The 22,532-nt window shown below is 63.0% G+C and carries 21 protein-coding genes and 1 tRNA gene; 18 read left to right on the forward strand and 4 right to left on the reverse strand.

The window, feature by feature from the left end; translation table 11 throughout:
• Positions 1–21 precede the first annotated feature (21 nt).
• Positions 22–477, forward strand: a complete 456-nt coding sequence (locus H0A72_RS18840) for a GatB/YqeY domain-containing protein (protein WP_180158046.1) — start codon at positions 22–24, stop codon at positions 475–477.
• 48 nt (positions 478–525) lie between these two features.
• Here H0A72_RS18840 and H0A72_RS18845 read toward each other — a convergent pair whose 3' ends face one another.
• Together H0A72_RS18845 and H0A72_RS18850 are read right to left on the reverse strand one after the other, a co-directional pair.
• On the reverse strand, positions 526–924 hold the full coding sequence (locus tag H0A72_RS18845) for a BPTD_2524 family lipoprotein (RefSeq protein WP_180158047.1): 399 nt from the start codon (positions 922–924) through the stop codon (positions 526–528).
• Between the two features lie 123 nt (positions 925–1,047).
• Positions 1,048–2,133: an alkene reductase gene (locus tag H0A72_RS18850; protein ID WP_180158048.1), complete on the reverse strand. Its 1,086-nt coding sequence runs from the start codon at positions 2,131–2,133 to the stop codon at positions 1,048–1,050.
• 173 nt (positions 2,134–2,306) lie between these two features.
• Here H0A72_RS18850 and H0A72_RS18855 point away from each other — a divergent pair, with 173 nt between their 5' ends.
• Together H0A72_RS18855 and H0A72_RS18860 are read left to right on the forward strand one after the other, a co-directional pair.
• On the forward strand, positions 2,307–2,960 hold the full coding sequence (locus tag H0A72_RS18855) for a potassium channel family protein (RefSeq protein WP_180158118.1): 654 nt from the start codon (positions 2,307–2,309) through the stop codon (positions 2,958–2,960).
• 5 nt (positions 2,961–2,965) lie between these two features.
• Positions 2,966–4,333, forward strand: a complete 1,368-nt coding sequence (locus tag H0A72_RS18860) for a TrkH family potassium uptake protein (protein ID WP_180158049.1) — start codon at positions 2,966–2,968, stop codon at positions 4,331–4,333.
• An 11-nt stretch (positions 4,334–4,344) separates the two neighbouring features.
• Here the strand turns inward: H0A72_RS18860 and H0A72_RS18865 are convergent, their stop codons facing one another.
• The gene (locus H0A72_RS18865; RefSeq protein WP_180158050.1) at positions 4,345–5,013 is read right to left on the reverse strand and encodes a response regulator transcription factor; all 669 of its coding nucleotides are present in this window, start codon (positions 5,011–5,013) and stop codon (positions 4,345–4,347) included.
• An 84-nt stretch (positions 5,014–5,097) separates the two neighbouring features.
• On the opposite strand from H0A72_RS18865, the gene H0A72_RS18870 reads away from it, so the two are divergent.
• The 4 genes from H0A72_RS18870 to H0A72_RS18885 are packed head-to-tail and all read left to right on the forward strand — an operon-like array spanning position 5,098 to position 11,594.
• A complete protein-coding gene (locus tag H0A72_RS18870; RefSeq protein ID WP_180158051.1) occupies positions 5,098–5,463 on the forward strand; it encodes a hypothetical protein in 366 nt (121 codons plus the stop codon).
• Positions 5,460–6,479: an NHLP bacteriocin system secretion protein gene (locus H0A72_RS18875; RefSeq protein WP_180158052.1), complete on the forward strand. Its 1,020-nt coding sequence runs from the start codon at positions 5,460–5,462 to the stop codon at positions 6,477–6,479. Before H0A72_RS18870 ends, H0A72_RS18875 begins: the two co-directional genes overlap by 4 nt.
• Before the next feature lie 2 nt (positions 6,480–6,481).
• Positions 6,482–8,647: an NHLP family bacteriocin export ABC transporter peptidase/permease/ATPase subunit gene (locus tag H0A72_RS18880; RefSeq protein WP_218953398.1), complete on the forward strand. Its 2,166-nt coding sequence runs from the start codon at positions 6,482–6,484 to the stop codon at positions 8,645–8,647.
• Complete coding sequence (locus H0A72_RS18885; RefSeq protein WP_180158054.1) at positions 8,628–11,594, forward strand: NHLP bacteriocin export ABC transporter permease/ATPase subunit; 2,967 nt, start codon at positions 8,628–8,630, stop codon at positions 11,592–11,594. Before H0A72_RS18880 ends, H0A72_RS18885 begins: the two co-directional genes overlap by 20 nt.
• A 9-nt stretch (positions 11,595–11,603) precedes the next feature.
• Here H0A72_RS18885 and H0A72_RS18890 read toward each other — a convergent pair whose 3' ends face one another.
• A complete protein-coding gene (locus tag H0A72_RS18890) occupies positions 11,604–11,846 on the reverse strand; it encodes a hypothetical protein (RefSeq protein ID WP_180158055.1) in 243 nt (80 codons plus the stop codon).
• 250 nt (positions 11,847–12,096) lie between these two features.
• Here H0A72_RS18890 and H0A72_RS18895 point away from each other — a divergent pair.
• The 11 genes from H0A72_RS18895 to H0A72_RS18945 all read left to right on the forward strand — a co-directional run bounded on the left by H0A72_RS18895 (position 12,097) and on the right by H0A72_RS18945 (position 22,479).
• Positions 12,097–12,173 (forward strand) — tRNA-Pro (locus tag H0A72_RS18895).
• 583 nt (positions 12,174–12,756) lie between these two features.
• Positions 12,757–13,929, forward strand: coding sequence for a M20 family metallopeptidase (locus H0A72_RS18900; protein ID WP_180158056.1), 1,173 nt, complete (start codon positions 12,757–12,759; stop codon positions 13,927–13,929).
• A 4-nt stretch (positions 13,930–13,933) separates the two neighbouring features.
• Complete coding sequence (locus tag H0A72_RS18905) at positions 13,934–15,376, forward strand: 4-hydroxyphenylacetate 3-hydroxylase family protein (protein ID WP_180158057.1); 1,443 nt, start codon at positions 13,934–13,936, stop codon at positions 15,374–15,376.
• A 14-nt stretch (positions 15,377–15,390) separates the two neighbouring features.
• Positions 15,391–16,503: an ABC transporter ATP-binding protein gene (locus tag H0A72_RS18910; protein WP_180158058.1), complete on the forward strand. Its 1,113-nt coding sequence runs from the start codon at positions 15,391–15,393 to the stop codon at positions 16,501–16,503.
• 3 nt (positions 16,504–16,506) lie between these two features.
• Positions 16,507–17,400 carry an ABC transporter permease gene (locus H0A72_RS18915; protein ID WP_180158059.1) on the forward strand — a complete coding sequence of 298 codons (894 nt, stop codon included), beginning with the start codon at positions 16,507–16,509 and terminating at the stop codon, positions 17,398–17,400.
• 58 nt (positions 17,401–17,458) lie between these two features.
• Complete coding sequence (locus H0A72_RS18920) at positions 17,459–18,196, forward strand: ABC transporter permease (RefSeq protein ID WP_180158060.1); 738 nt, start codon at positions 17,459–17,461, stop codon at positions 18,194–18,196.
• 158 nt (positions 18,197–18,354) lie between these two features.
• Positions 18,355–18,837, forward strand: coding sequence for a flavin reductase family protein (locus H0A72_RS18925; RefSeq protein ID WP_246436839.1), 483 nt, complete (start codon positions 18,355–18,357; stop codon positions 18,835–18,837).
• Entirely contained in the window at positions 18,834–19,487 is a 654-nt protein-coding gene (locus tag H0A72_RS18930) for a DUF1028 domain-containing protein (protein WP_180158062.1), read from the forward strand. The genes H0A72_RS18925 and H0A72_RS18930 overlap by 4 nt, the downstream gene beginning before the upstream one ends.
• A gap of 52 nt (positions 19,488–19,539) precedes the next feature.
• Positions 19,540–20,160 (forward strand): glutathione S-transferase family protein, encoded by a 621-nt coding sequence (locus H0A72_RS18935; RefSeq protein ID WP_180158063.1) that lies wholly within the window; start codon positions 19,540–19,542, stop codon positions 20,158–20,160.
• An 86-nt stretch (positions 20,161–20,246) separates the two neighbouring features.
• Positions 20,247–21,164 carry an NAD(P)-dependent oxidoreductase gene (locus H0A72_RS18940; protein WP_180158064.1) on the forward strand — a complete coding sequence of 306 codons (918 nt, stop codon included), beginning with the start codon at positions 20,247–20,249 and terminating at the stop codon, positions 21,162–21,164.
• 25 nt (positions 21,165–21,189) lie between these two features.
• Positions 21,190–22,479: a D-amino acid dehydrogenase gene (locus tag H0A72_RS18945; RefSeq protein ID WP_180158065.1), complete on the forward strand. Its 1,290-nt coding sequence runs from the start codon at positions 21,190–21,192 to the stop codon at positions 22,477–22,479.
• Positions 22,480–22,532 lie beyond the last annotated feature (53 nt).

Genomic DNA, 22,532 nt, shown 5'->3' on the forward strand with positions numbered 1-22,532 from the left:
TCTTTTATCCAGGATGCCGCCATGAGCAACACGCTCAAGCCCCAGCTCGCCGACGCCGTGAAAGCCGCGATGCGCGCGAAGGATTCCGCCCGTCTGGGCACGTTGCGCCTGCTGCAGGCCGCGATCAAGCAAAAAGAGGTCGATGACCGGCGCGAACTCAGCGATGCGGACATCACCGCGATCATCGAGAAACAGGTGAAGCAGCGCCGGGAATCGATCGCCGCGTTCGAACAAGCCGGCCGCACGGAGACCGCCGAGCAGGAGAAGGCCGAAATGGCCGTGCTGCAGGAATTCCTTCCCCAGGCCGCCACGCCGGACGAGATCGAGGCCGCGATCGCCGCGGCCATCGCCGAGGTGCAAGCCCAGGGCGCCGGCGGCGGCGCCGCCATGGGCAAGGTCATGGCGATCGTAAAGGCCGCGCTCGCCGGCCGCGCCGATATGTCGGCCGTATCGGCCCAGGTGAAAGCGCGGCTTTGACGCGGGGTGCGGCCAGGGGCCGCCCCCCGAGCGCCCGGAAGCAACGACCTATTTATAAGCCACGCAAACCGACGTATCGATCATCACCGACTGCCGCATGGCGCTCAGCGCGGAGCCGTCCCAGGGGCTATGGCCCCAAACGGTATGGGTCACCTGCGTATTGCGGGCATCCACAGCCTTGATCTCCGTGCGCGCCACCTCGGCGCCCAAAGGACTGCGCACCGCCACCAACCCCGTCTGCATCGCGGGATCGACCTCCGCATAGACATCGTAATGGCCCTTGCCCCGCAAACACTCGCCAGCCTGATTCTGGACGCGAAGGTATACCGTCTGGTAATTGCGCGGAACCGTGTAGCTCACACTGGGAGAATCCGCCCCCTTCTGTATGCCCATCGCGCATCCCGACAGGCAGACCGCCACTCCCAAACTCACTGCTAGCGCTTTCACACCATCTCCTGAAAATGAACGCCTTGCCCGATCCCCCTTCGAAGAAGCCGGGAACCGCGTATCGGCCCATGACCAAAAGTTAGCACGCCTTGAGCGCGGCGGGAAAGCTTTTTGTGCGGCGCTTCAAGAACACGCCTCTTTCAGCAGAGAAGGCGCGCCGCCCAGGCAGGGATAATCCGTGTAGCCTCTGCTGCCCTCGGTATAGAAGGTCGCCGCATCCCATTCATTCAGCGGCGCCCCGGTCTTGAAGCGCGCGACCAGGTCGGGGTTGGCGATGAAAAGCTTCCCGAAAGCCACCGCATCGGCCAAGCCGCCGGAGACGACGCTTTGCGCGGTCGACAGCCCGTAGCCTTCGTTCGCGATCACGGGACCGCCGAACAAGCGGCGGATCTCGGGCATGAGGCTGTCATCGCCCAGGCGCTCGCGCAGGCACAGGAAAGCGATTTCCCGGCTGCCCAGGGCGCCGGCCACATAGGAAAACAAAGCGCGGGGATCGGAGTCCGACATGGAATGGGCGTCGCCCCGCGGAGACAGATGCACGCCCACCCTGCCCGCGCCGAGCACGCCTATGCATGCGTCCACGATCTCGAGCAGCAGGCGGGCGCGGTGCTCGATCGGGCCGCCATACTCGTCGTTCCGGTGATTGCTGCCGTCATGCAGGAACTGGTCGATGAGATAGCCGTTGGCGGCATGGATCTCGACGCCGTCGAAACCGGCTTCCCAGGCATTGCGCGCCGCCTCCGCGAAATCGTTGACGATGCCGGGGATTTCCTCGATGTGCAGCGCGCGCGGCACGACGTACGGGCGCTTGGGCCGGATCAGGCTGACGTTGCCTTCGCAGGCGATGGCGCTGGGCGCCACGGGGATTTCCCCGTTCAGGTATTCCGGGTCGGACACGCGCCCCACATGCCATAGCTGAAGGAAGATCTTTCCGTCTTTTTCATGGACGGCGCGGGTGATCTTTTTCCAGCCTTCCACCTGGGCGCTGCACCATATCCCCGGCGTCGCGGGGTAGCCCACTCCTTGGCGCGAGACCGACGTGGCTTCTGACAGGATCAGGCCGGCCGTTGCGCGCTGCGCGTAGTACATGCGCATCAAGTCATTGGGGACTCTGCCTTCGGAAGCGCGGTTGCGCGTCAGCGGCGCCATCACGACCCGGTTCTTCAGTGTTACCGCCCCCAAAGCCAAGGGGTCAAACAAACTTGCCATATTCATCACGATTGAATGATTCCAGGCCGCATCGACCGTAAACACACCGGAAAACCACACAGTGTAAAGGACAATTCATATGTCTATAAGGGTTTTTACCAGAATTTGAGTTAATTTCGCAATCCGGCTATCGTATGAGGCTATTTGTCACCAAGCATTTTTGAGTGGAATCCATGGGACAGTTCGCCGTGATCGGATTGGGCCGCTTCGGCTCGGCCGCCTCTCTTGAACTCATGAAAATGGGGCATTCCGTGCTCGGCGTGGACACCGACCCCAAGGTCATCGACAAGCACGCCGACCAGATCACGCACGCCGTCATCGCCGACGTCTCCGACCGCGCCGCGCTCGAAGAGCTGGGCCTGAGCAACTACGACGTGATCCTGGTGGCCATCGGCGAAGACGTCCAGGCCAGCCTGCTGTGCGTGGTCCACCTGAAATCGCTGGGCATACAGCCCATATGGGTCAAGGCGACCTCGCATGCCCAGCACCTTATCCTGAGCAAGCTGGGCGTGGACCGCATCATTCACCCCGAAGAGGAAATGGGCATACGCGTGGCGCAGGCCCTGAGCTATCCCATGGTGAACGACTACATTTCCATCGGGAACGGCGAATTCGTCGTGGAAATCGACGTCAGCGAACACCTCGAAGGCGTGCCCTTGAACCAGGTGCTGAAAGACGGGAAGGAATCGCTGCACGCCTTGCTGGTGAAGCGCAGGACCCAAGTCACCGTTCATCCTCCCGGCGACTTCGCCCTGCACGCCAAAGACGTGCTCGTGCTGCTGGGCCAGCTATCGGCATTGAAAACCATTGCGCCCAAGCTCGTCTGACATTCATGCGTAATTGGCTGCCCCTGCAGGGCTATCATACTTATAAGCGCATCAAACGCACGGGCATGCTGCGTGCCAGCCCGCCCGTCATCCTGGCCGCGGGCTTCTTCGCGCTGATCCTGCTGGGCACCGCGCTGTTCAGCCTGCCGTTCTCGCAGCGGGAACCCATCGGCCTGTTCGAAGCCTTCTTCATGGCGACTTCGGCGGTGACGGTCACCGGCCTGACGATTTTCGATCCGAGCGCCACGCTTACCGCCTTCGGGCAAATCGTGCTGATCTCGCTCGTGCAGCTGGGCGGCCTGGGTTTCGTCACTTTCGCGGTGCTGGCGGCCATCACGCTGGGCAAGAAGATGAGCCTGCAGCATCAGGCGCTGGCGCTGGAAGCGTTCAACCAGACCAGCGTCTCGAAGATCCAGCGCACGGCCTTGTCGGTCATCAAGATCTCGCTATGCATAGAAGGCGCCGCCGCGATCGTGCTGACGCTGTGGTGGTGGCGGGAATTCCCGCTGCCCACCGCCGCATCCCAGGCGGTCTTCCATACGATAGCCGCCTTCAACAATTCGGGGCTGTCGCTCTTTCCTTTCAGCCTGGCCCACTTCGTGGATGATCCTGTGACCATTTTCGTGATCACGGGCAGCATCATCCTGGGCGGCATCGGCTTCTCGGTGCTCAGCGACGTCTCGCATAAAAAACGCTGGGCCACGCTCATGCCCTACACCAAGCTGATGCTGGTGGCGACCCTGGCGCTGAACCTGGCGGGCTTTGCCGCGATCTGGCTGCTGGAATTCAACAATACGGCCACCCTGGGCGCCCTGCCCCTGCACGGGCAGGCGCTGGCCGCGTGGATGCAGAGCGTGACGGCGCGCACGGCGGGCTTCACCAGCATAGACATCACCCAGCTGCGTGACAGCACGACTTTGGTGCTGATGCTGTTGATGTTCATCGGCGGCGGTTCGCTGAGCACGGCGAGCGGCATCAAGGTGGGCACTTTCATCGTGCTGCTGGCGGCGGTGTATTCGTATATTTTCCACCGCAAGGAGGTGGTGCTGTTCAAGCGTTCGATCGCGCCGGACACCGTGCAGAAGTCCCTGGCGCTGCTTTTTGTGACGAGCGCGCTGATTTTCACGGGCACGCTGCTGATGAGCATTTTCGAGCAGGCGCCTTTCATCACGATTCTGTTCGAGGTGGTGTCGGCGGTGAGCACGACGGGGCTCAGCCGCGATTTCACGCCGCATTTGACCACTCCCAGCCAGGTGCTGGTGGCGGTCCTGATGTTCGTGGGCCGCATCGGGCCCCTGACGCTGGTCTATAGCCTGGCGACTCAGAAACGCAGCCGGGTGCGCTACCCCGAATCGGAGTTCCAGGTGGGCTGAGAGACGGCGGCTCAAACCCCCGCTTGCGCCAGCCTCCGGGCGAAAATCGCCGCCTTGCCGCGGTTGCCGACCTCCAGGCGCTCCAGGATGGAGCTCACATGATGCCTCACCGTCCATTCCGACACATCCAGCTTGCGGGCGATTTCCTTGTTCGTAAGCCCATCGGCCAGCAGCACCAATACCTCCGCCTGCCGCAAGGTAATGCCCAGCCGCGTGAGATCCTGCGCGCTCGGCACCTGCGACATCGGCTCCTGTATGCGGCTTTCCTGATCCGCGACATCGCTGTTCAGGCTCTGGATGATCTCCATGATCAGCTTGCGCTGCTCGAGTGCCGCCTGGATGCGTGAAGTCGTGGCGCCCGCGCCACGTTCGTCGTCGATCGCGACGAACCAGTTGGCCGTGATGCCTCTTTCCTGCATCGACACCACCATAAGCGGCGTATCGGCGCCCGAAGCGGCGGCTGGCGTGGCCGGGGCGCCTTCGGGCAGGGAGACATCGGCCACCATCAAATCTTCGGTGTGCTCCAGGCGGCGCTCGGCCAAGGCCAGCAGCTCGCGCGGCTGCGCGGAGGTATAGAGAGTGGTGTACCCGTGCAATTCCCTGATGATGTCTTCCAGCGCCTGGCGTATGCGTGGATGATCATCCGCCACGATCAACAATTTTTTCTTGGGCGTTGCCATAAAAACTCAATTACCGTTGGATACAGTTCTTCGCTACAATTGAATCAATATAACAAAGGCATGTGAAAAGAGTCCGTCACGCGCATGTCCAATCACCCGGGAGCCGCGATGCTGCAAGATGCCACACCCTCCGACAATGCGCTCTGCCAGCTCGCCCAGCGTTTCCACCAGGATTCCGACTTCCATGCGCTGGTCAAGCGGGACACCCACGCGGCCCTGAATGCGCTGGGCATACAAGTGCCCAAGGGCGTGAACGTCCGGTTCGCGGCCGACGCCGCCAGCGCGCTGGGCATGATGCTGGACCACCCGCCGGAAGCCGCGCCGCCGCTGCGCGGGGCCGTGCTCGACGACGCCCAGTTGCTTGGCATCGCGGGCGGCGTCAGCAAGGGCTACGGCCCGTCCAGCGAACTCCAGCAATTTCTCAGCCTGTTCCGACCCAATATGGCATGAACAAGCTGTTCCGCCCGGAAGCGCTCGAACACACTGCCGGCCCGGATCAGCTTGACCAATCCCTGCAACTGATCCGTCCGGCGCACGCCGCGGGCATCGCCGCCGTCCTGCTCGCCGTCGTCGCGCTGGCCGCCTGGAGCCTCGTCTCCTTCGCGCCGGTCAAAGTCCATGGGCAAGGCATCATTCTCTCCGCCAGCGGCGTCGCCGTCATCAGCGCCCCCGGCGGCGGGCAGATAGAACGCATCCTGGTCTCCGAAGGCCGGCACGTCGACGCCGGGCAAGCCGTGGCCACGATCAGCCGGCCCGCCGCGGTCGACGCGATCGAAGCCAAGCAGGCGGAACTGCACGGGGTCCGCGGCCTGCTCGACACCCTGCGCCGCCAGGACGCCGACCCCATCCGGGTCCACGATGCGCGCCTGCGCGCCGAAACCCTGGAACGCGAACTGGCCAACTTCGAGCGCGAACACGAACGAAACCGCGTCGTCGTCGCGCCGACCGCCGGCACGGCCGTTGAAATCGGCGTCAACCCCGGCGACCTTGTCCATCCCGGACAGACCGTCATGCGCCTGCTTGCCGACCCCGCCGGCGATCAAGGCGGCTTGCGCGCCTTCGTCTTCGTCTCCAACCGCGACGGCAAGAAGATCCATGAAGGCATGGATGCGCAAGTCATGCCGTCCACCGTCCTGCCCCAGAAAGACGGCTTCATTTACGGAACCGTGGCCAAGGTCGGGCGCATTCCTTCCAGCCGCGAGGGCATCATGCGGCGCCTCAACAATGCGACCCTGGTCGATACCTTGCTGCGCGAAGGCGCGCCCTTCGAGGTCGAGATCCAGCTCCGGCGCGCGCCCGGCGCGGGCGGCGGCTATCTCTGGTCATCGGGGCGCGGCCCGGACGCCGCCATCGACGCCGGAACCATGGCGACCGCCAGCCTCATCATCGAACGGCGGCGCATCGCCAGCCTGGTCCTGCCCGTGCTCGACCGCCTGCTCGGGCCGACGCCCCGGGCCGCGCAATGACCATGGGCAAGAGCGATGCGAGCCGGATCCGCAGGACGCCCACCATCCTGCAAATGGAAGCCAGCGAGTGCGGCGCCGCCGCCCTCGCCATGGTCCTGGCCCACCACGGAAGATGGGAATCGCTCGAGCAGCTGCGCATGCTGTGCGGCGTATCGCGCGACGGCAGCAAGGCGGTCAACATACTGAAAGCCGCGCGCTCGCTGGGCCTGGACGCCAAGGGCATGCGGCTCGAACCGGCGGATCTCGCGCACATACCGCTGCCCGCCATCCTGTTCGTCGACATGAATCACTTCGTGGTCCTGGAAGGCCGCAGGGGCGACGGCTTTCAGCTGAACGACCCCGCGGTGGGGCGCCGCCGGGTCGGGCGGGAAGAATTCGACGCCATGTTCAGCGGCATCGCCCTGGTATTCGCCCCGGGGCCGGAATTCCGCAGGCAAGGCACGCCCCGCGGCGTTCTGCGCACGCTGCTGGACACCACCCGGGGATCCGGCACGGCGCTTTGGGCGGCGGCCGTCTGCAGCGCGCTGCTCGGGGGCTTCGCCATGCTGGGGCCGGCGCTCAACCGGATCTTCGTCGACTACCCTCTGCTCGGGAATCCGCCCGGCTGGCTGGATGCGCTCGTGCTCGCCGCCCTGGCGGCCGGCGCGCTCGCGGGTGCGCTGTACTGGCTGCGCGCGCGGCTGCTGGCGCGCTTGCACGTCAAGCTGAGCCTGGTGCTGGGCAGCCGGCTGGCCTGGCACATATTGCGGCTGCCTTCCAGTTTCTTCAGCCAGCGCCATGGCGGCATGATCAGCGCCCGGCTCCCGCTGGCCGAACAGATCGCCCGGTTCGCATCGCATTATGCGGCCAGGCTCATCCTCAGCCTCAGCGCGCTGGCTTTTTTCTCCGTTCTCATGCTGCAATACCACCCGCCCCTGGCAGCCCTGTGCCTGCTGATCGCGGCGTTGAACGCGGCGCTGTTCGCCATGCTGCAGCATCGCCTCGGCGACGCGGCGCAGCAGCAGGCGCTGCAAGCCATGAAAATGGAGGGCGAACTCATGCAGGGCATCCAATCCATCGAAACCCTGAAGGCCACCGGCGCCGACGACCTGTTCTTTTCCCGCTGGTCCGGCCTGCAGGCGCTGCTCGCCAACGCCCGGCAAGGCGCGGCGCGGCGCCAGGCCCTGGCGGACGCGCTGCCCGTGCTCACGGCCGCCATATCCGCGGCATTGGTGCTGTCCATGGGCGGAGCCTACGTCATCCAGGGCGGAATGTCGGTGGGCATGCTGGTCGCCTTCATGGTCGTCCTGGGCCTGCTGCCCTTCCCCATGCAGGAGCTGATGGCCGTCGCCCGGGCGGTGCACGGCGCCCGCGGCCCGCTGGCGCAGATCGACGACACCTTGCGCCATCCCGTCGCCAAGGAATTCGCGCCGAGCGTCGACACGCCGGGCGCCACGCGGCAGGCGTTGCGGCTCAGCGGTCGGATCGGCCTGCGGCAGGTGACGGTGGGCTATTCCCCCCTGGATCCGCCCTTGATCCAGCAACTGGACCTGGACATCCCGGCCGGCGCGCGCATCGCCATCGTCGGGCCGTCGGGCAGCGGGAAAAGCACGATCGCCCGCGTGCTGTCCGGCATGCTGGCGCCCTGGGACGGCGACCTGTCCTTCGACGGCAGGCCCATCGCCGACATTCCGCGCGCCCTGTTGCGCCAATCGCTGTCCGTCGTGGACCAGGACATCGTCCTTTTCGAAGGCACGGTGCGCGACAACCTGTCGCTGTGGGACGCCACGCTGCCCATCGACCAGATCGTGCAGGCGGCCAAAGACGCCATGATCCACGACGTGATCATGTCGCGGCGCGGCGGCTACGACGGGCCCGTGGAAGAAAACGGCCGCAACTTCAGCGGCGGGCAACGCCAGCGGCTGGAGATCGCGCGCGCCTTGGCCGGCAATCCCAGCGTGCTGATTCTGGACGAAGCGACCAGCGCGCTGGACACCGTCACGGAACAAGCCATCATCACCAATCTGCGGCGGCGCGGCTGCACCTGCATCATCATTGCCCACCGCTTGAGCACGATACGGGATTGCGATCAGATACTCGTGCTGCACCAGGGCAGAATCGTGGAACGCGGAACGCATGAACAGCTGATGCGGATGGAAGGCGCATACCGTGGACTCGTCGAATATTGAACACTCCGCGTCGCAAGACGCGCACGGCGGCCTGCATGCCTTGCTGCGAGCCGCCGGCAAAGCATGCGTGGTCGGCGGCAATCAATCCTTCCTGCTGAATGCGGCGGACGAATGCTGGTGGCTCGAGCGCGGCCGCATCGAGCTGTTCATCACCGAAATCGGCAAGGACGGCGCCCATGGCGCCCGGCGGCATCTGGCGTCCGTCGGGCCCGACACGCTGCTGTTCGGGCTGGATCATCCCGAATGGACCCGCGCCGGGCTGGGCCTGCTGGCGGTGCCGCACGCGGATACCCGCATTCATCGCCTGTCTTGCGGCGCCCTGCGCGATTTCTGCGCCCGGGTCGATGGGCCGGACGAGCTCGCCCCGCCCATCGACCGGTGGATAAGCGCATTGACCGAAGGCCTGGCGCGCTGGGCCTCGCCCAGCCCCCTCATCCACCAGTCCATCCACGCCGGCGAAGCCTGCACCATACCCGCCCACACCCGCAGCAGCAGCGCGCTCGGCGTGATCTGGCTGGATCTGCCCCGGGATGCCGTATGGTTCCTGGGAACGCAGGATCTCCCGCCGGGCCCCGGCGCTTGCCTGTTCCCGCTGGCTCCCTCGGCCTGGATCCAGAGTTCGGCGGACCTGGCCGTCGCCGCGAAAAACACGGCCCAGATCGCCGCGGACGGCGAACTGTGGGCCGGCCTGCAAGCCCTGCATGACGTCCTGCCCGGCGCGCTCGCGCTGAACCTGCGCCTGTCCGACGTCGATGAATACAACCGCCTGCATTTGCGGCGCCAGGCCGGCGACAGCGACTGGACCCGCAGCCTGCGGCAGCTGCGCGGGGTACTGGACGGCGGCGTCCCGGAACGCGACCACGCCGATCATGGGCTGCCCGCGCTGATCCAGGCCATGCGATGGATCGGCCGCCATGAAGGCTTCGACATACGCCTGCCGGCGCAGCGCATGCGCGGCGACGAGGGCAGGGCGCCCACGCTGCGCGACATCGTCCAGGCCAGCGGCCTGCGCATGCGCGTCGTCAGGCTGCGCGCCGGCCCGGCGGCCGAACCGGCTTCGGCCCTGCTTTGCCGTGCGCGCGACGACGGCCGGCCCATGGCGCTCATACCCAGGACGGGAAAAAGCGTCATGGTGGCGGACCCCACCGGCGGGCGGACATGGTCCGGACCCGAGGCGATGGAAATGATCGATTCGCACGCCATGGCGTTCACCGCGCCGCTGCCCGCGGCCCCGCAGGGCTGGGCGCCGCTGCTGCGGCGCGTGGCGGCGCGATCGCGCGGCGACCTGCTGACGCTGGCCGCGGCCGCCCTGTTCGCCGGCATCCTCGGCCTGGCCGCGCCCATCATGCTGGCATACCTGATCGACGCCGTGCTTCCCGAACAGGATCATGGCCGGCTGCTGCATGCCGGCATCGCCCTGGGCCTGGCGGGCGTGGCCGGCTTCATCATGGCGTTCGTCGGCTCGGTCGCTTTCAGCCGCATCCGGGGCCGAGGCGGCCCCATGATGCAGTCCGCCATCGTCGACCGACTGCTGCGCCTGCCCGTGCGCTTTTTCCGCGAATATTCCGCGGGCGACCTGGCGCTGCGGGCGAGCGCCGTCAACCACCTCGAACAATCCCTGTCCGGAGCGGTGGCCCAGGCCGCCCTCAGCGGCGCTTTCGCCGCGTTCAGCCTGGCCTTGCTGCTGTATTACGACTTGCGCGCCGGCGCCTGGGCCGCGGCGGCCGCCCTGGCCTACGCCGGCCTCGCCCTCCTGCTCGGGCGCGCGCTGGCGCACCGGGAAAAAGCGCTGGCGGAATACGGCGGGAAGCTGCAGGGCCTGGGGCTGCAGCTGATCAACGGCATCGACAAAATCCGTTTGTCGGCCTCGGAGATATGGGCCTTCGGAAAATGGGCGCGGCTCTTTTCCGCCGCGCAGCGGCAGCAGCTGGCCGCCACGCGCTACGACAGCCTGCAGGCATTGCTGAACGGGTTCTACGGCCTCGCCGTCCTGGCGCTGCTTTTCACGCTGCTGGGCGCGTCCATCGACGCGGGTGGGCCGCAAGCCATGACCATAGGCGCTTGCGCCGGCTTTCTCGTCGCCTTCGGCCACTTCAATGGCGGCATCCTGCAGATACTCGGGGCCATGCGCGAGCTGAGCGCCGTTCAGCCGCTGCTGCAAAGCGTCGCCCCCATTTTGCGGGCCGAAACCGAAGGCCGCGAAGGCAAGGAAGACCCGGGCGAGCTCTCCGGCGCCGTCGAGTTCAACCATGTTTCGTTCCGCTACGGCAGCGACGGGCCGCCGGCGGTGGACGACGTATCGATCACGGCCCGGCCCGGCGAATTCATCGCCATCGTCGGGCCCTCGGGCTGCGGAAAGTCGACGCTCCTGCGGCTGCTGCTGGGCTTCGAGACGCCGGATTCCGGCGGCATACTGCTGGACGGGCAAGACCTGCGGGAACTGGACATCGTGGCGGTGCGGCGGCAAATGGGCGTGGTCATGCAGAACAGCAAGCCCCTGTCGGGCACGCTGTTCGACAACATTGCCGGCATGACGGGAGCCTCCATGCAAGAAGCCTGGGACGCCGCGCACCGGGCCGGCCTGGGGGAAGACATCGACCGCATGCCCATGGGCATGCACACGGCCGTCTCGCACGGCGCCGACACCCTGTCGGGCGGTCAGAGCCAAAGGCTGATGATTGCAAGAGCCATCGTCTCCAAGCCGCGCATCCTGATGCTCGACGAGGCCACCAGCGCGCTGGACAACCAGACGCAGGCCGCCATCACCGAGCATCTGGACAGGCTCTCGGTCACGCGCATCGTGGTGGCCCACAGGCTGAGCACGGTGCTCAAAGCCAACCGCATCTATGTCATGGACGCGGGACGGATCGTGGAAACCGGCAGCTACGACGAACTCATGCGGGCCGGCGGCCTTTTCGCGCGGCTAGCCCAGGCGCAGCTGGCTTGAGGCGGTACGCTAAGGTTCTTGATTGGCCGGTTTGTCTTCGTCGGGATTGCGGTCGTCCTCCATGCCGGCGACCTCGAGCAGGAAGTCGGACACCGCCTGCCGGTCGACCTCCAGTCCCTTGAGTTCGGCGAACGCAGCCAGCATGCCGCAGGCAAGCTTCATGCTGCCCACGCCCAGCAAGGTCTGCGCCACGCTGGGGTCGTCATCGAGCAGGTTTTCGAGTTCATTGAACATCGCCGCCTTGGTGCGCATGATTCCCCCCGATGCCTGGATTTTTGCAAAGAGTATAGCGGCGCGCCCGCCGCGCGCCCATGAGCCATATCGCCTGCTCCAAGCGGCCGATGCGCCGGCCGGAAACGGCTTGCCAGGCCCATTCCCACAACAAAAAATATTGTGCTATAGTTACGGTCTTCGCGTTACGGCAAATACGCCGCAAGCGAAGTTGCAGTCAAATGCTAAGGGTTTTTGAAGCTTTGAAAAGCTTCGAACATGCCGTTAGTTTCGGGGCGTAGCGCAGCCTGGTAGCGCACTTGCATGGGGTGCAAGGGGTCGCGAGTTCGAATCCCGCCGTCCCGACCAACAAAACCAAGGGCTTACAGATTTCGGTCTGTAAGCCCTTGTTCTTTTTGACGAGCTCATTCGTCCTTCATCTTGCTGGCTGCGAAAAATGCAGCCTTCGTCGCTGCGCGCCCTTCATCTCGCCGTTCATCCACAGTGAGCCCCAATTGCTCAACGGCCGCCTCTCGCCCTTGAAAAGCCCATTCCGTACGGATGCGATCGCGCTCTTGCAGCTCAAGCGCCTGAGTTGATGCTTAATCCATGAAAACAACAAAAAAAACTCACTTTTCTCCTTAAATCCTGCATGCAGCAATTGCCTACAAACTCAGAAATTACTAGGGATTTCACCAATAGCACATGTTTGGCAAAAATCTAAATTTCTCCTTTTGTTTATAAAGTTTTTCATTGAAAATCAATAAATTATGAGCTGATAATTTTTCAATGAAAAACTCGTTTGGCTTCATTGTGACAAGTTTGTACGCTGTAAATTCGCAAAAAATACCTAGACCTTAACAAATATCATTGCATACAATACGGAATACAAAAATACATACCAAGAGTGCTCTTCTCATCACTGAAAGCACTGCAAATCCGGAGGCTTCTCTTGCCACTATACGAATACCAAAGCCGACTGCGTGCGCAATTGTCCGACATGCTTGCTTTGCTCGAACGGATCGTAAACATCGACAGCGGGTCATATGACGCCGAAGGTGTCAATGCGGTGGCCGCAGTCTTCGCGCAGCGCCTGGCTGAACAAGGTTTCGCACTGCGCCGACGAAACGTCGATGGCCGGGGCGACATGCTCATCGCCGAACGCCGCGATGGAGGCACGGGACGCTTGCTGATTCTCGGTCACCTGGACACGGTCTGGCCAAAAGGAACGGCCAAGGAATGGCCTTTCGAAATGATCGGGGAAGAGATAGCCACTGGCCCGGGCGTCGGCGACATGAAGGGCGGTCTCGTCATGGCGCTGCACGCACTGCGGACGCTGACGGAACTTGGCGGCACGCCGCTTGAAAGCGTCAAATGGGTTTTTGTGCCCGACGAAGAACTCGGCAGCGTGGGCAGCCGCAGCCTGATCGAAGAAGAAGCCGCCGACGCTGATGTGGTGCTGGTTCTGGAACCCGGCCGTGCGGGCGGCGGCATCGTCACCGCGCGCGGGGCCTTGGGCGCTTATTTTCTCCATGCGACGGGCTGCAGCGCCCACTGCGCCAGCAATTATCACAAAGGGGTAAGCGCGCTTCGAGAACTGGCGTTGAAAGTGGCGCCGCTGGACGGGCTCTCGCAGCCTGAAGCGGGCATGGTGGTGAACGTGGGAGTGCTCCAGGGCGGTTCCGCCCGGCAAGTGGTACCCGGCGAAGCCCACATGGCCATCGATTTGCGCGCACGCACGCAAACCCAAGCAGAGCAGCTACAGGCAGCCATTGAGCGAATCGCCCGGGACCGCAAGGACGAGCGGGTCCGCGTTGTACTCAGCGGCCAGCTTACCCGGCCGGCATTTTCTTCCGATCTGAATCGCGAATTGATGCAGGCTGCCCAGACTGTCGCCGACGCATTATCGGTGAAAGTATTTGAATTTCCTCCCACCGGCGGCGGCTCCGATGGAAACTTCACCGCTGCCATGGGCATACCGACGCTCGACGGGCTTGGCCCCGTCTGCCACGACATTTGCAGCCGCCAGGAGACCATCGAGGTGCAGAGCCTGGTGGACCGCGGCGCACTCCTGTGCGGCCTGATCGAACGCATTCCCTCACTTCTCAATTCTTCGAAAGGTTGAAACCATGGCACTGATGAACGGCCAGCAGTATCGCGAATCCCTCAAGGACGGACGCCAAGTATTCATAGGCGGCAAACAAGTGGACGACGTCACGACCCACCCTGCAATCCGCCCCATGATCGACACCATGGCCAAGCTCTATGATCTTCAGCATGACGAGCGCTATAGGGATATATTCGGGTTCGTGAATGAAGACGGAGAGCTCTGTAGCCGCGTCTACAAATCGCCGGACACCATTGAAGACCTGCGCAATCGGCGCGAAATGACCGCCGCGATCCTCAACGAGGTAAGCCCGGTAATTGACCGCTTCGGCGACGAAACCGTCACCCCTCTGTTTGTGATGCAGGACCGCAAGGCGCTGCTCGACAAATACGACACACGCTATCATCAGAATGCCGTCAATTGGCTAAAGAAACTGCAACGCAACAACTGGTTCCTGACCTCGGGCAACACGGATCCCAAAGGCGATCGCAGCAAGCAGCCGTTCCAGCAGGATGACCCCGACCTGTTTACCCGTGTCGTGGAAGAACGGGAAGACGGCATTGTGATCCGTGGCGCGAAATTCGAAACCGGCGCATGTTATGCACATGCGGCTTTCGTCAAACCAACGGTCGGGGCCTGGGTGCCCGAGAACACCGACTATGCCGTGGCCTGCATCGTCCCGCTGAATTCACCCAATCTGCGCCACATCTGCCGCGCACCCCACTTCGAAACACCCAATGGGTTCGACAGGCCCTTGTCTTCGCGGTTCGATGAACTGGACACGCTCATCGTATTCGACGATGTATTCGTGCCTTGGGAAAACGTCATCTTTTCACGCAAGCCGGAATTGGCGGCGCTCATTCGCCAGGACCTGCATAATTGGGCGGCACAGGGCTTCCTGAATCGCTCCTATGCCAAGGCGGACATACTGGTGGGCGCCGCGCTCTTGATCACCGAGCACACCGGGCTGGCCAATGTTCCCCCGATCCGCGAAAAGATCTCTAAGCTGATGGGGTATCGCGAAACCATCCGTGCCTTCATCTTCGCTTCGGAATCGGAATATCAGGTCAGCGAGAGCGGAATGGTAGTTCCCAATCTATCTATCCAGAACGCCGGCCGCGTCTATGCCTCGAGCCATTTCTACGAGATGGCGCAGATACTGCGTGACCTTGCCGGTGGAACCGCGGTCATGCAGCCGGACGAAGCAATGCTCGACAGCCCGCTGACCGGACCCGACGTGCAGAAGTATTTCCGGATCGGAAAGGTGTCCGCGGCCGAGCGCCTGAAAGTCCTCAACCTGGCAGCGGAGTTGACGGCGACCAGCTTCGGCGGCCGCATGTGTGCGTATGCGATGTTCGCCGAAAGTCCTCCATCGGTGCAAGCCATGTCCCTGTACAACAGTTTTGACCGCAAGAGCTCGATGGCTCGCGCGGCGAAACTCGCCGGGGTGGCGCTGCCTGCCTAATTGGAGCTGACCGTATGTCCAGTTTGAAAAGCGGCCCGCAAGGCGTGGGCCTGGAAATCCGTCATATCCATAAACATTATGGTGCTTTCCATGCGTTGAAAGACATTCACCTCAACGTTCCACCCGGTGCCCTGCTGACGCTGCTGGGCCCCAGTGGGTGCGGCAAGTCTACGCTGCTGCGCATCATCGCCGGCTTCATCGGCGCCAGCGAAGGCAGCATTCTGCTCGACGGCGTGGATGTCGCGGCGGTGCCGCCTTTTCAGCGCCAAACCGCCATGGTCTTCCAGAACTATGCGCTCTTTCCGCACATGACTGTGGCCGAGAACGTGATGTTCGGCTTGAAGATGCGAAAAGTGCCCAAGGCACAGGCCAAGCAAAGAGCCATGGAAGCGCTCGAGATGGTCAAGCTGTCGCATCTGGCCGATCGCGTGCCCGCGCAGCTTTCCGGCGGCCAACAGCAGCGGGCCGCATTGGCTCGCGCTCTGGTGACCGACCCCAAGGTGCTTCTGCTCGACGAACCCTTCGGAGCGCTCGACAAGAATCTGCGCGAAGAGATGCAGGTCGAATTGCGCAAGCTGCAGGAGAGCGTCGGTGTGACGACGGTTTGCGTGACGCACGACCAGCAGGAAGCCATGGTGATCTCGGACTATGTCGCCGTCATGAATCACGGTGTGCTCGAACAGTTCGGCACGCCGCTGGAAATTTATGACACGCCGAAATCACACTTCGTGGCGACCTTCATCGGCAGCTCGAACATCCTGCAGGGTCGCGTTTCTTCGCATGACGACCGTGCATGCGAGGTTCAGCTGGCCGACGGCACGGCCGGCCGCATGTTGAGAAGGGGCGGTTTTTCCGCAGGGGCGGACGTGCGCATCGCAGTGCGCCCGAGCGCCATGCGCGCCATCGCGGCGGACGCCGTCCAGCAAGGCGACGACTCCATCATGCTCAAAGGCACTGTCGGATACTGCGTGAACCTCGGCAATGTCGTGAACTATGAAGTGGAAGTCCCCGGGTTCGGGACGGTCATGGTGGAACAGCCGCGCAGCCAGACCGATGCCTTATGGTCCCGCGGGCAGCCGGTTCATCTCGTGGCGCACATGGACGACTGCGTGATACTGGAGCGATGAGCGATGGCCCCTGCTAAAGACCCTCTTGTGCATCGCGCCTCGCCATGGAATCTGGCTCCGGCGTTTGTCGTCATGGGGCTGTTTTTCAGCGCCTATGCGGTATTCCTCAACACCAGCTTTCTAGAAGCCATTCCAGGCACCGCACAGCTCGGCGACAAGATCACATTGGCCAACTACCAGCGCTACTTCACGTCGGCCACCGATCTCAATGTGCTTTGGGACACCTTATGGATTTCCACGAAGCTCATGATCGCTTCCTTCCTGCTGGGCTATCCAGTGGCGTACATCATCGTGCGAACACAATGCAGTGCGCTGCGAAACTTCCTGCTGGTCTCCATTGTGATGACCTTCCTGTCGGGATCGGTCACGCGCGCGTATGCCTGGCTGATCCTGCTCGGAAACAATGGCGCAGTCAACACCGTATTGATGAAACTTTCCGTAATCGCCGAGCCTTTGCAACTGGTCTACAACGAGCTCGGGGTGTTCATCGCCCTGCTCCATTTCATTCTGCCCTTTTTCGTGCTTACGATGATGGGGCCTCTGAAGAACATCAATCCGGCTTACGAAGAGGCGGCGATCAACCTGGGGGCATCGCGTCCGCAATCCTTCCTGCTCGTCACCCTGCCATTGTCCTTGCCGGGCATCATCTCCGCCAGTTCGCTGGCCTTTGCATTGGCCTTGAGTTCGTTCGTGTTCCCTTTGATTCTGGGCGGCGGACGTGTCCGGATGGTGGCCAATAGCATCTACGAGCACATATTCACAAGCTTCGATTTTCCATTTGCGGCCGCCACGGCAACGATCTTCCTCATTGTGGCGCTGTTCTTCGTTTGGGCATTCGCAACCATGCAGCGCATGGTCGTGCGCCACCATCAGCCAGCAGGGATTCAGCATGCATAAGGACTTCAAGATATACGGCCCGGGGACGCTGACCGTGGCGTTGTTCACGGCCGCATTCATGCTGGGACCGGTGCTTTTCATCATCCTCTACTCCTTCAACCCCAGCGCCTATTTTTCACTGCCGATGACCGGCCTGTCCTTGAAGTGGTTCGTCAACTTCTTCGAAAATGAACGCTTCATGAATGCGTTCTGGGTCAGCATGAAGATGGCGGCGATTGTCACGCCGCTGAGCATCGTCATCTCCATCCCGACGGCATACGCATTGGTGCGTTGCGAATTCCGCGGACAGAATCTTGTCAACGCCTTGATCATGTCGCCCATCGTCATTCCCGGCGTGGTGTCGGGTATTGCCTTGTTGATTTATCTGAGCGCCATCGGCGTCGGTCCCGGCTTCACCGGCTTGGTGATCGGCATGACGTGCTTCAGTATCCCCTTCGGCGTCCGGGCTCTGGTCGCGAATATGCACGGGCTGCGCCCCGAACTCGAAGAAGTCGCTCGTAATCTGGGCGCGAGCAACTGGTCCGTCTTCTGGAGAATCGTGCTGCCGCAATTGCGTCCCGGCTTGCTTGCGGGCGGAACTTTCGTGTTCGTCGAAGCCATCGACAATTTCTCTATTTCGGTCTTTCTTTCAACCACCAAGGTTTCGCCGCTTCCCGTGGAAGGCTATAGCTATATCCGGGACTTCGATGATCCGACGGTGGCTGCCATGGCGGTAATACTGATCGCGATCTCCACCGGGCTGGTGCTGCTGGCGAGCCGCATGGTGGGCCTCAATCGCATGTTCCGTGTCGAGTAACCCATGGCCATTGCGATCCAACCAATTCTTCCAGATTGCGCTTCAAAAGGAGTTTCGACATGATTTGCGCCCTCGATGGTTCCACTCGCTCCCGAGAGGATCGCCACGCCGGAACGATATGCGATGCCGGGACACTGCGCAGCGACTTCTTGCATGCCATGCGCCATGCGGCCGCGTCGGTGACTGTCTTGACGACCGACGGGCCAGCCGGACGGGGCGGCGTCACCGTCAGCGCGTTCTGCTCATTATCGGCCGACCCTCCCAGCGTGTTGGCATGCGTTCACCAGGCAAGCCCCGTGTTGAAGCTCATCCGGGAAAACCGGCGCGTATGCGTCAATTTGCTGGCCACCGACCAAACCCATGTTGCGGACAGCTTCGCGGGGCGAATCGCGCAATGGCGCAGTAATCGCTTCGCCTGCGCCGAGTGGGATGAAGTCGAGAACGGCGCCCCGCAATTGCGCGGAGCACTGGCGAGCTTCAACTGCACTCTGGCGGGCGAAATGCCTTTCGGCAGCCACTACATTCTGATCGGCCGAGTAGAACAGGTCGCGTCCAGTGCGCGAGGCGGGCTGCTGTACGCGGACCGCGCCTATCGCCACATCGGTCCATTGGCGCCTATCCAGGAGGAGCTGTACACATGACGTTCTCCATCGTTGCACATTGCGAACTCACCGGCCAGTTTGGCGTCGCGGTGACCTCGTCCAGCGTCTGTGTGGCCAGCCGGTGCGCATGGACCCGTGCCGGTGTGGGCGCCGTCGCCACACAGAACCTCACCGACCCGGCTTTGGGACCCATGGGTCTCGACCTGCTGATGCGGGACCAAACTGCCAGCCAGGTGGTGGCGATGCTGGTAGCGGGTGATCCAGGCCAGGCATACCGCCAGCTGCAGGTGATCGATAGTCGAGGCCGGGTGGCGCAGCACACGGGTGCCTCAGCGCTACCTACGGTGGCAAGCGCAATCGGCTCCGGCTGCGCCGCGGCAGGCAACCTGCTCGCCAATGACGGCGTGCCGCAAGCCATGGTCGATGCGTTTGCCGAGGCATCCGGCTGTTCGCTGAGCGAGCGGCTGATTCTGGCGCTGCAGGCGGGACTTCGCCAAGGAGGTGAAACCAGGGTATTGCGATCCGCCGGCATACAAGTGTCCGATTGCCAGAGTTGGCCGATCGTCGATTTACGCATAGACGACCAGTCCGAACCGCTCGATGCGTTGGCGTCGCTCTGGAAAGTCTATGAGCCTTTGCTGCCTGGCTATGTGTCGCGCGCCGCTGCACCCGATCGCGCCGTCGTATAGCAGCAATGCGGATTTCCATCACTCTGAACATTCATCGACAACGATAAAGAAGATGCAGCTGCTCTATTCCACTTCCTCGCCATTTGTGCGCAAGACCGTGCTGCTCGCGCATGCCCTGGGCCTCGACCATTGCATTGAGTGGTTACCCAGCGCAGCCAGTCCGCTCAAGCGGGACCCGCGCATCACCGCACGCAACCCCTTGGGAAAAGTCCCCACCCTGATCACTGACGATGGGCTGGCCCTGGTCGACTCCAAGGTGATAGCGGAGTATTTATGCGCCTTGGCTCCCGACGACGCGGTGCTGCCCGCACAAGGCGCAGGTCGCTGGCGTCTGCTGCGTCAGCAGGCGCTGGCCGACGGGATTCTAGACGTTGCTGTCGGGCTGCGATATGAAAATGCGCTTCGCCCCGAGGGTTTGCGTTGGCCCGACTGGACGGCCGCACAAATGGAAAAGCTTGAAGCGGCCTTGGAGGCGCTGCAGGATGAATTTGCTGCGCCGGTACCCGGAGCGCCGCTCAATGTCGGCGAGATTGCGACCATTGCAGCGTTGGGCTACCTCGACCTGCGCTATGCGGACTTCGGCTGGCGTACTCGCTATCCGCGGCTTGCCGCAGCCTATGCTTCGGTGTGGGACCGTCCGGAAGTGCGGGCAACCACTCCCGTGGTCGCCTGACAATCGGGCGCGCGCATATGGATATGCTCTCGACAAGCGCAGGGACCGAGCCACTGAAGGCGATAACGGTCGTAGCGGAAAGCACGGTGCTCGACCTGCACGCCTTCCTGGCCGACGCGTTCCTGCGGGTCGCGCCTGAAGTGGCGTGGCTATCGCCGGATCAGGTCACGGATCCTGCCGTGGTGGATGTCGCGCTTTGCTGGTACCCCGCTCCCGACGCCCTGCATCGCTATCCGAAGCTCGAACTGATTCAGTCGCTTGGAGCAGGAACTGACCACCTGCATCCCGCCCTGCGGAGCCTGCCCGATGACCTGTCCGTCTGCCGCGTCACCGATTCTCACATGTCCAGAGCCATGTCAGGCTATGTGGCCTGGGCGGTCCTCAACCAGCAGCGGCAATTCAAAGCCTATGCCGCTCAACAAACCGAAGGGCGATGGCTGCGGCACCCGATGCAGTCCGCCGGCGAACACTGCGTGGGCATCGCGGGGCAGGGTCAGCTCGGGGCGGCATGCGCCGGGACACTGCTGGAATTGGGGTTTCAAGTGCGCGGCTGGGCGCGCGATATCAAGCTGAACATGCCGGCCGCACTGACGCAGTTCGCGGGACCCGAGTCTCTGGAAGATTTCCTGAGTGGCTGCGACACCCTGGTCTGCCTGCTGCCGCTCACTCCGGATACCCAGGGTTTCATCGGGGAGCGCGTGCTTCGCCAATTGCCGCCGCATGCGCATGTCATCAACGCTTCCCGAGGCGAACACGTGGATCAGGACGCCCTCCTTTCTGCATTGGACACCGGGCTCCTTGCCCATGCCACGCTGGACGTATTCCACGAAGAACCGCTACCGCCCGAGCATCCGTATTGGAAGCATCCGCGCATAACCGTGACGCCGCATGTAGGCGCCCGTACACCGAATGACCAAATCGTGCGGCAGATGCTGGACAACCTGCTGGCCATCCGTGCCGGTGGGCGGCCACGGACCTGGGTCGACCGGGCCCGTGGCTATTGAAGCGCCAACGAGGCAGGATACAAGCATGAAAGCAATCGTGATCGGTGCCGGGGTAGTGGGTGTCTGTACCGCTTGGTATATGCGCCAAAGCGGTTGGGATGTTCACGTGATAGATGGCCGCTCCGGCCCGGCGCTGGAGACCAGCTTCGCCAACGCAGGGCAGATTTCGCCAAGCTACAGCGCACCCTGGGCCAATAAAAGGGCGCCCTGGCTGGCATTGCGCTGGATGTTCGACGCTGGCGCGCCGCTGTTGCTGCGCCCGCGGCTAGACTGGCGCCAGTGGCGCTGGTGCCTTCAGTTCCTGACTCAGTGTTCGGATGCCGCGTATGAACGAAATTTCCGCCGCATATTCGCATTGGGGCGCTATAGCCACCAGGCGCTGCACGAGATACTGGAGCAAGTGCCTATTCAGTATGCGCGCCTGCAAAAGGGAATCGTGCATTTCTACTCCGATGCCGCAGCGTTCAACGCCGCACGCTCCGCAGAGCCGTTCTATCGGGCGCTCGGCGTGGACCGCCGCTTTGTGAGCACAGAAGAACTGGTGTCGATCGAACCTGCATTGCACTCTTACAAGGATCAAATCGCGGGAGGCAGCTACAGCAACAGCGACGAGACGGGAAATGCATATCTATTCACAGAAGCGTTGGCCCGGGCCTGCGTGAAAAGAGGTGTTTCCTTTTCCTGGGACACGAAGGTTCACAGCCTCCAGCAAGAGGGCGGTATGCAAACGGGCGTGATCGTTCAGGAAGCGGGCCCGTCAAGCATCCCCGCACGGTGGCGTGCCGACGCGATCGTCGTGGCCGCAGGCGTGTTCACGCCGCGACTGTTGCGAACCGTGGGGCTGGATGCGCCCATCTATCCAGGTCTGGGCTATAGCGCGTCCTTTCCGATTCTCGACGGCGACCGCGCGCCCTGGGCATCGGTCGTCGAGGACAAGCGATTGGCGCTCAGCCGCCTGGGTGACCGCATCCGTGTGGCCGGCACCGTGGCCATAGCCGGTTATGACCGCAGCTTGAACACCCGGATCGCGAAGATACGCTGCCATGCCCTTGCGCAACGGATCGACGCCATTTTTCCCGGCGCCTGCGACACACGCAGCATGGAAGACGGCGGCGATCCCTGCTATTGGGCGGGCCTGCGCCCGGCCACGCCCAGCAGCGTACCGCTTATCGGAGGCACGAAGATCAAAGGCCTGTGGATCAACGCGGGCCATGGAACGCTGGGCTGGACCCAGAGCGCCGGCTCCGCCAAAGCCCTGGCCACACTCATGACCGGACGGGACCCTGGCATCGAGTTCCCGTTCCTGGCCACGTAAGGCCACTTACAGCCGGAAGCCGAACCCTATAAACACACCGCAACCATACTGAT

The organism is Parapusillimonas granuli, from assembly GCF_013416525.1.
Classification (GTDB): Bacteria; Pseudomonadota; Gammaproteobacteria; order Burkholderiales; family Burkholderiaceae_B; genus Parapusillimonas; species Parapusillimonas granuli.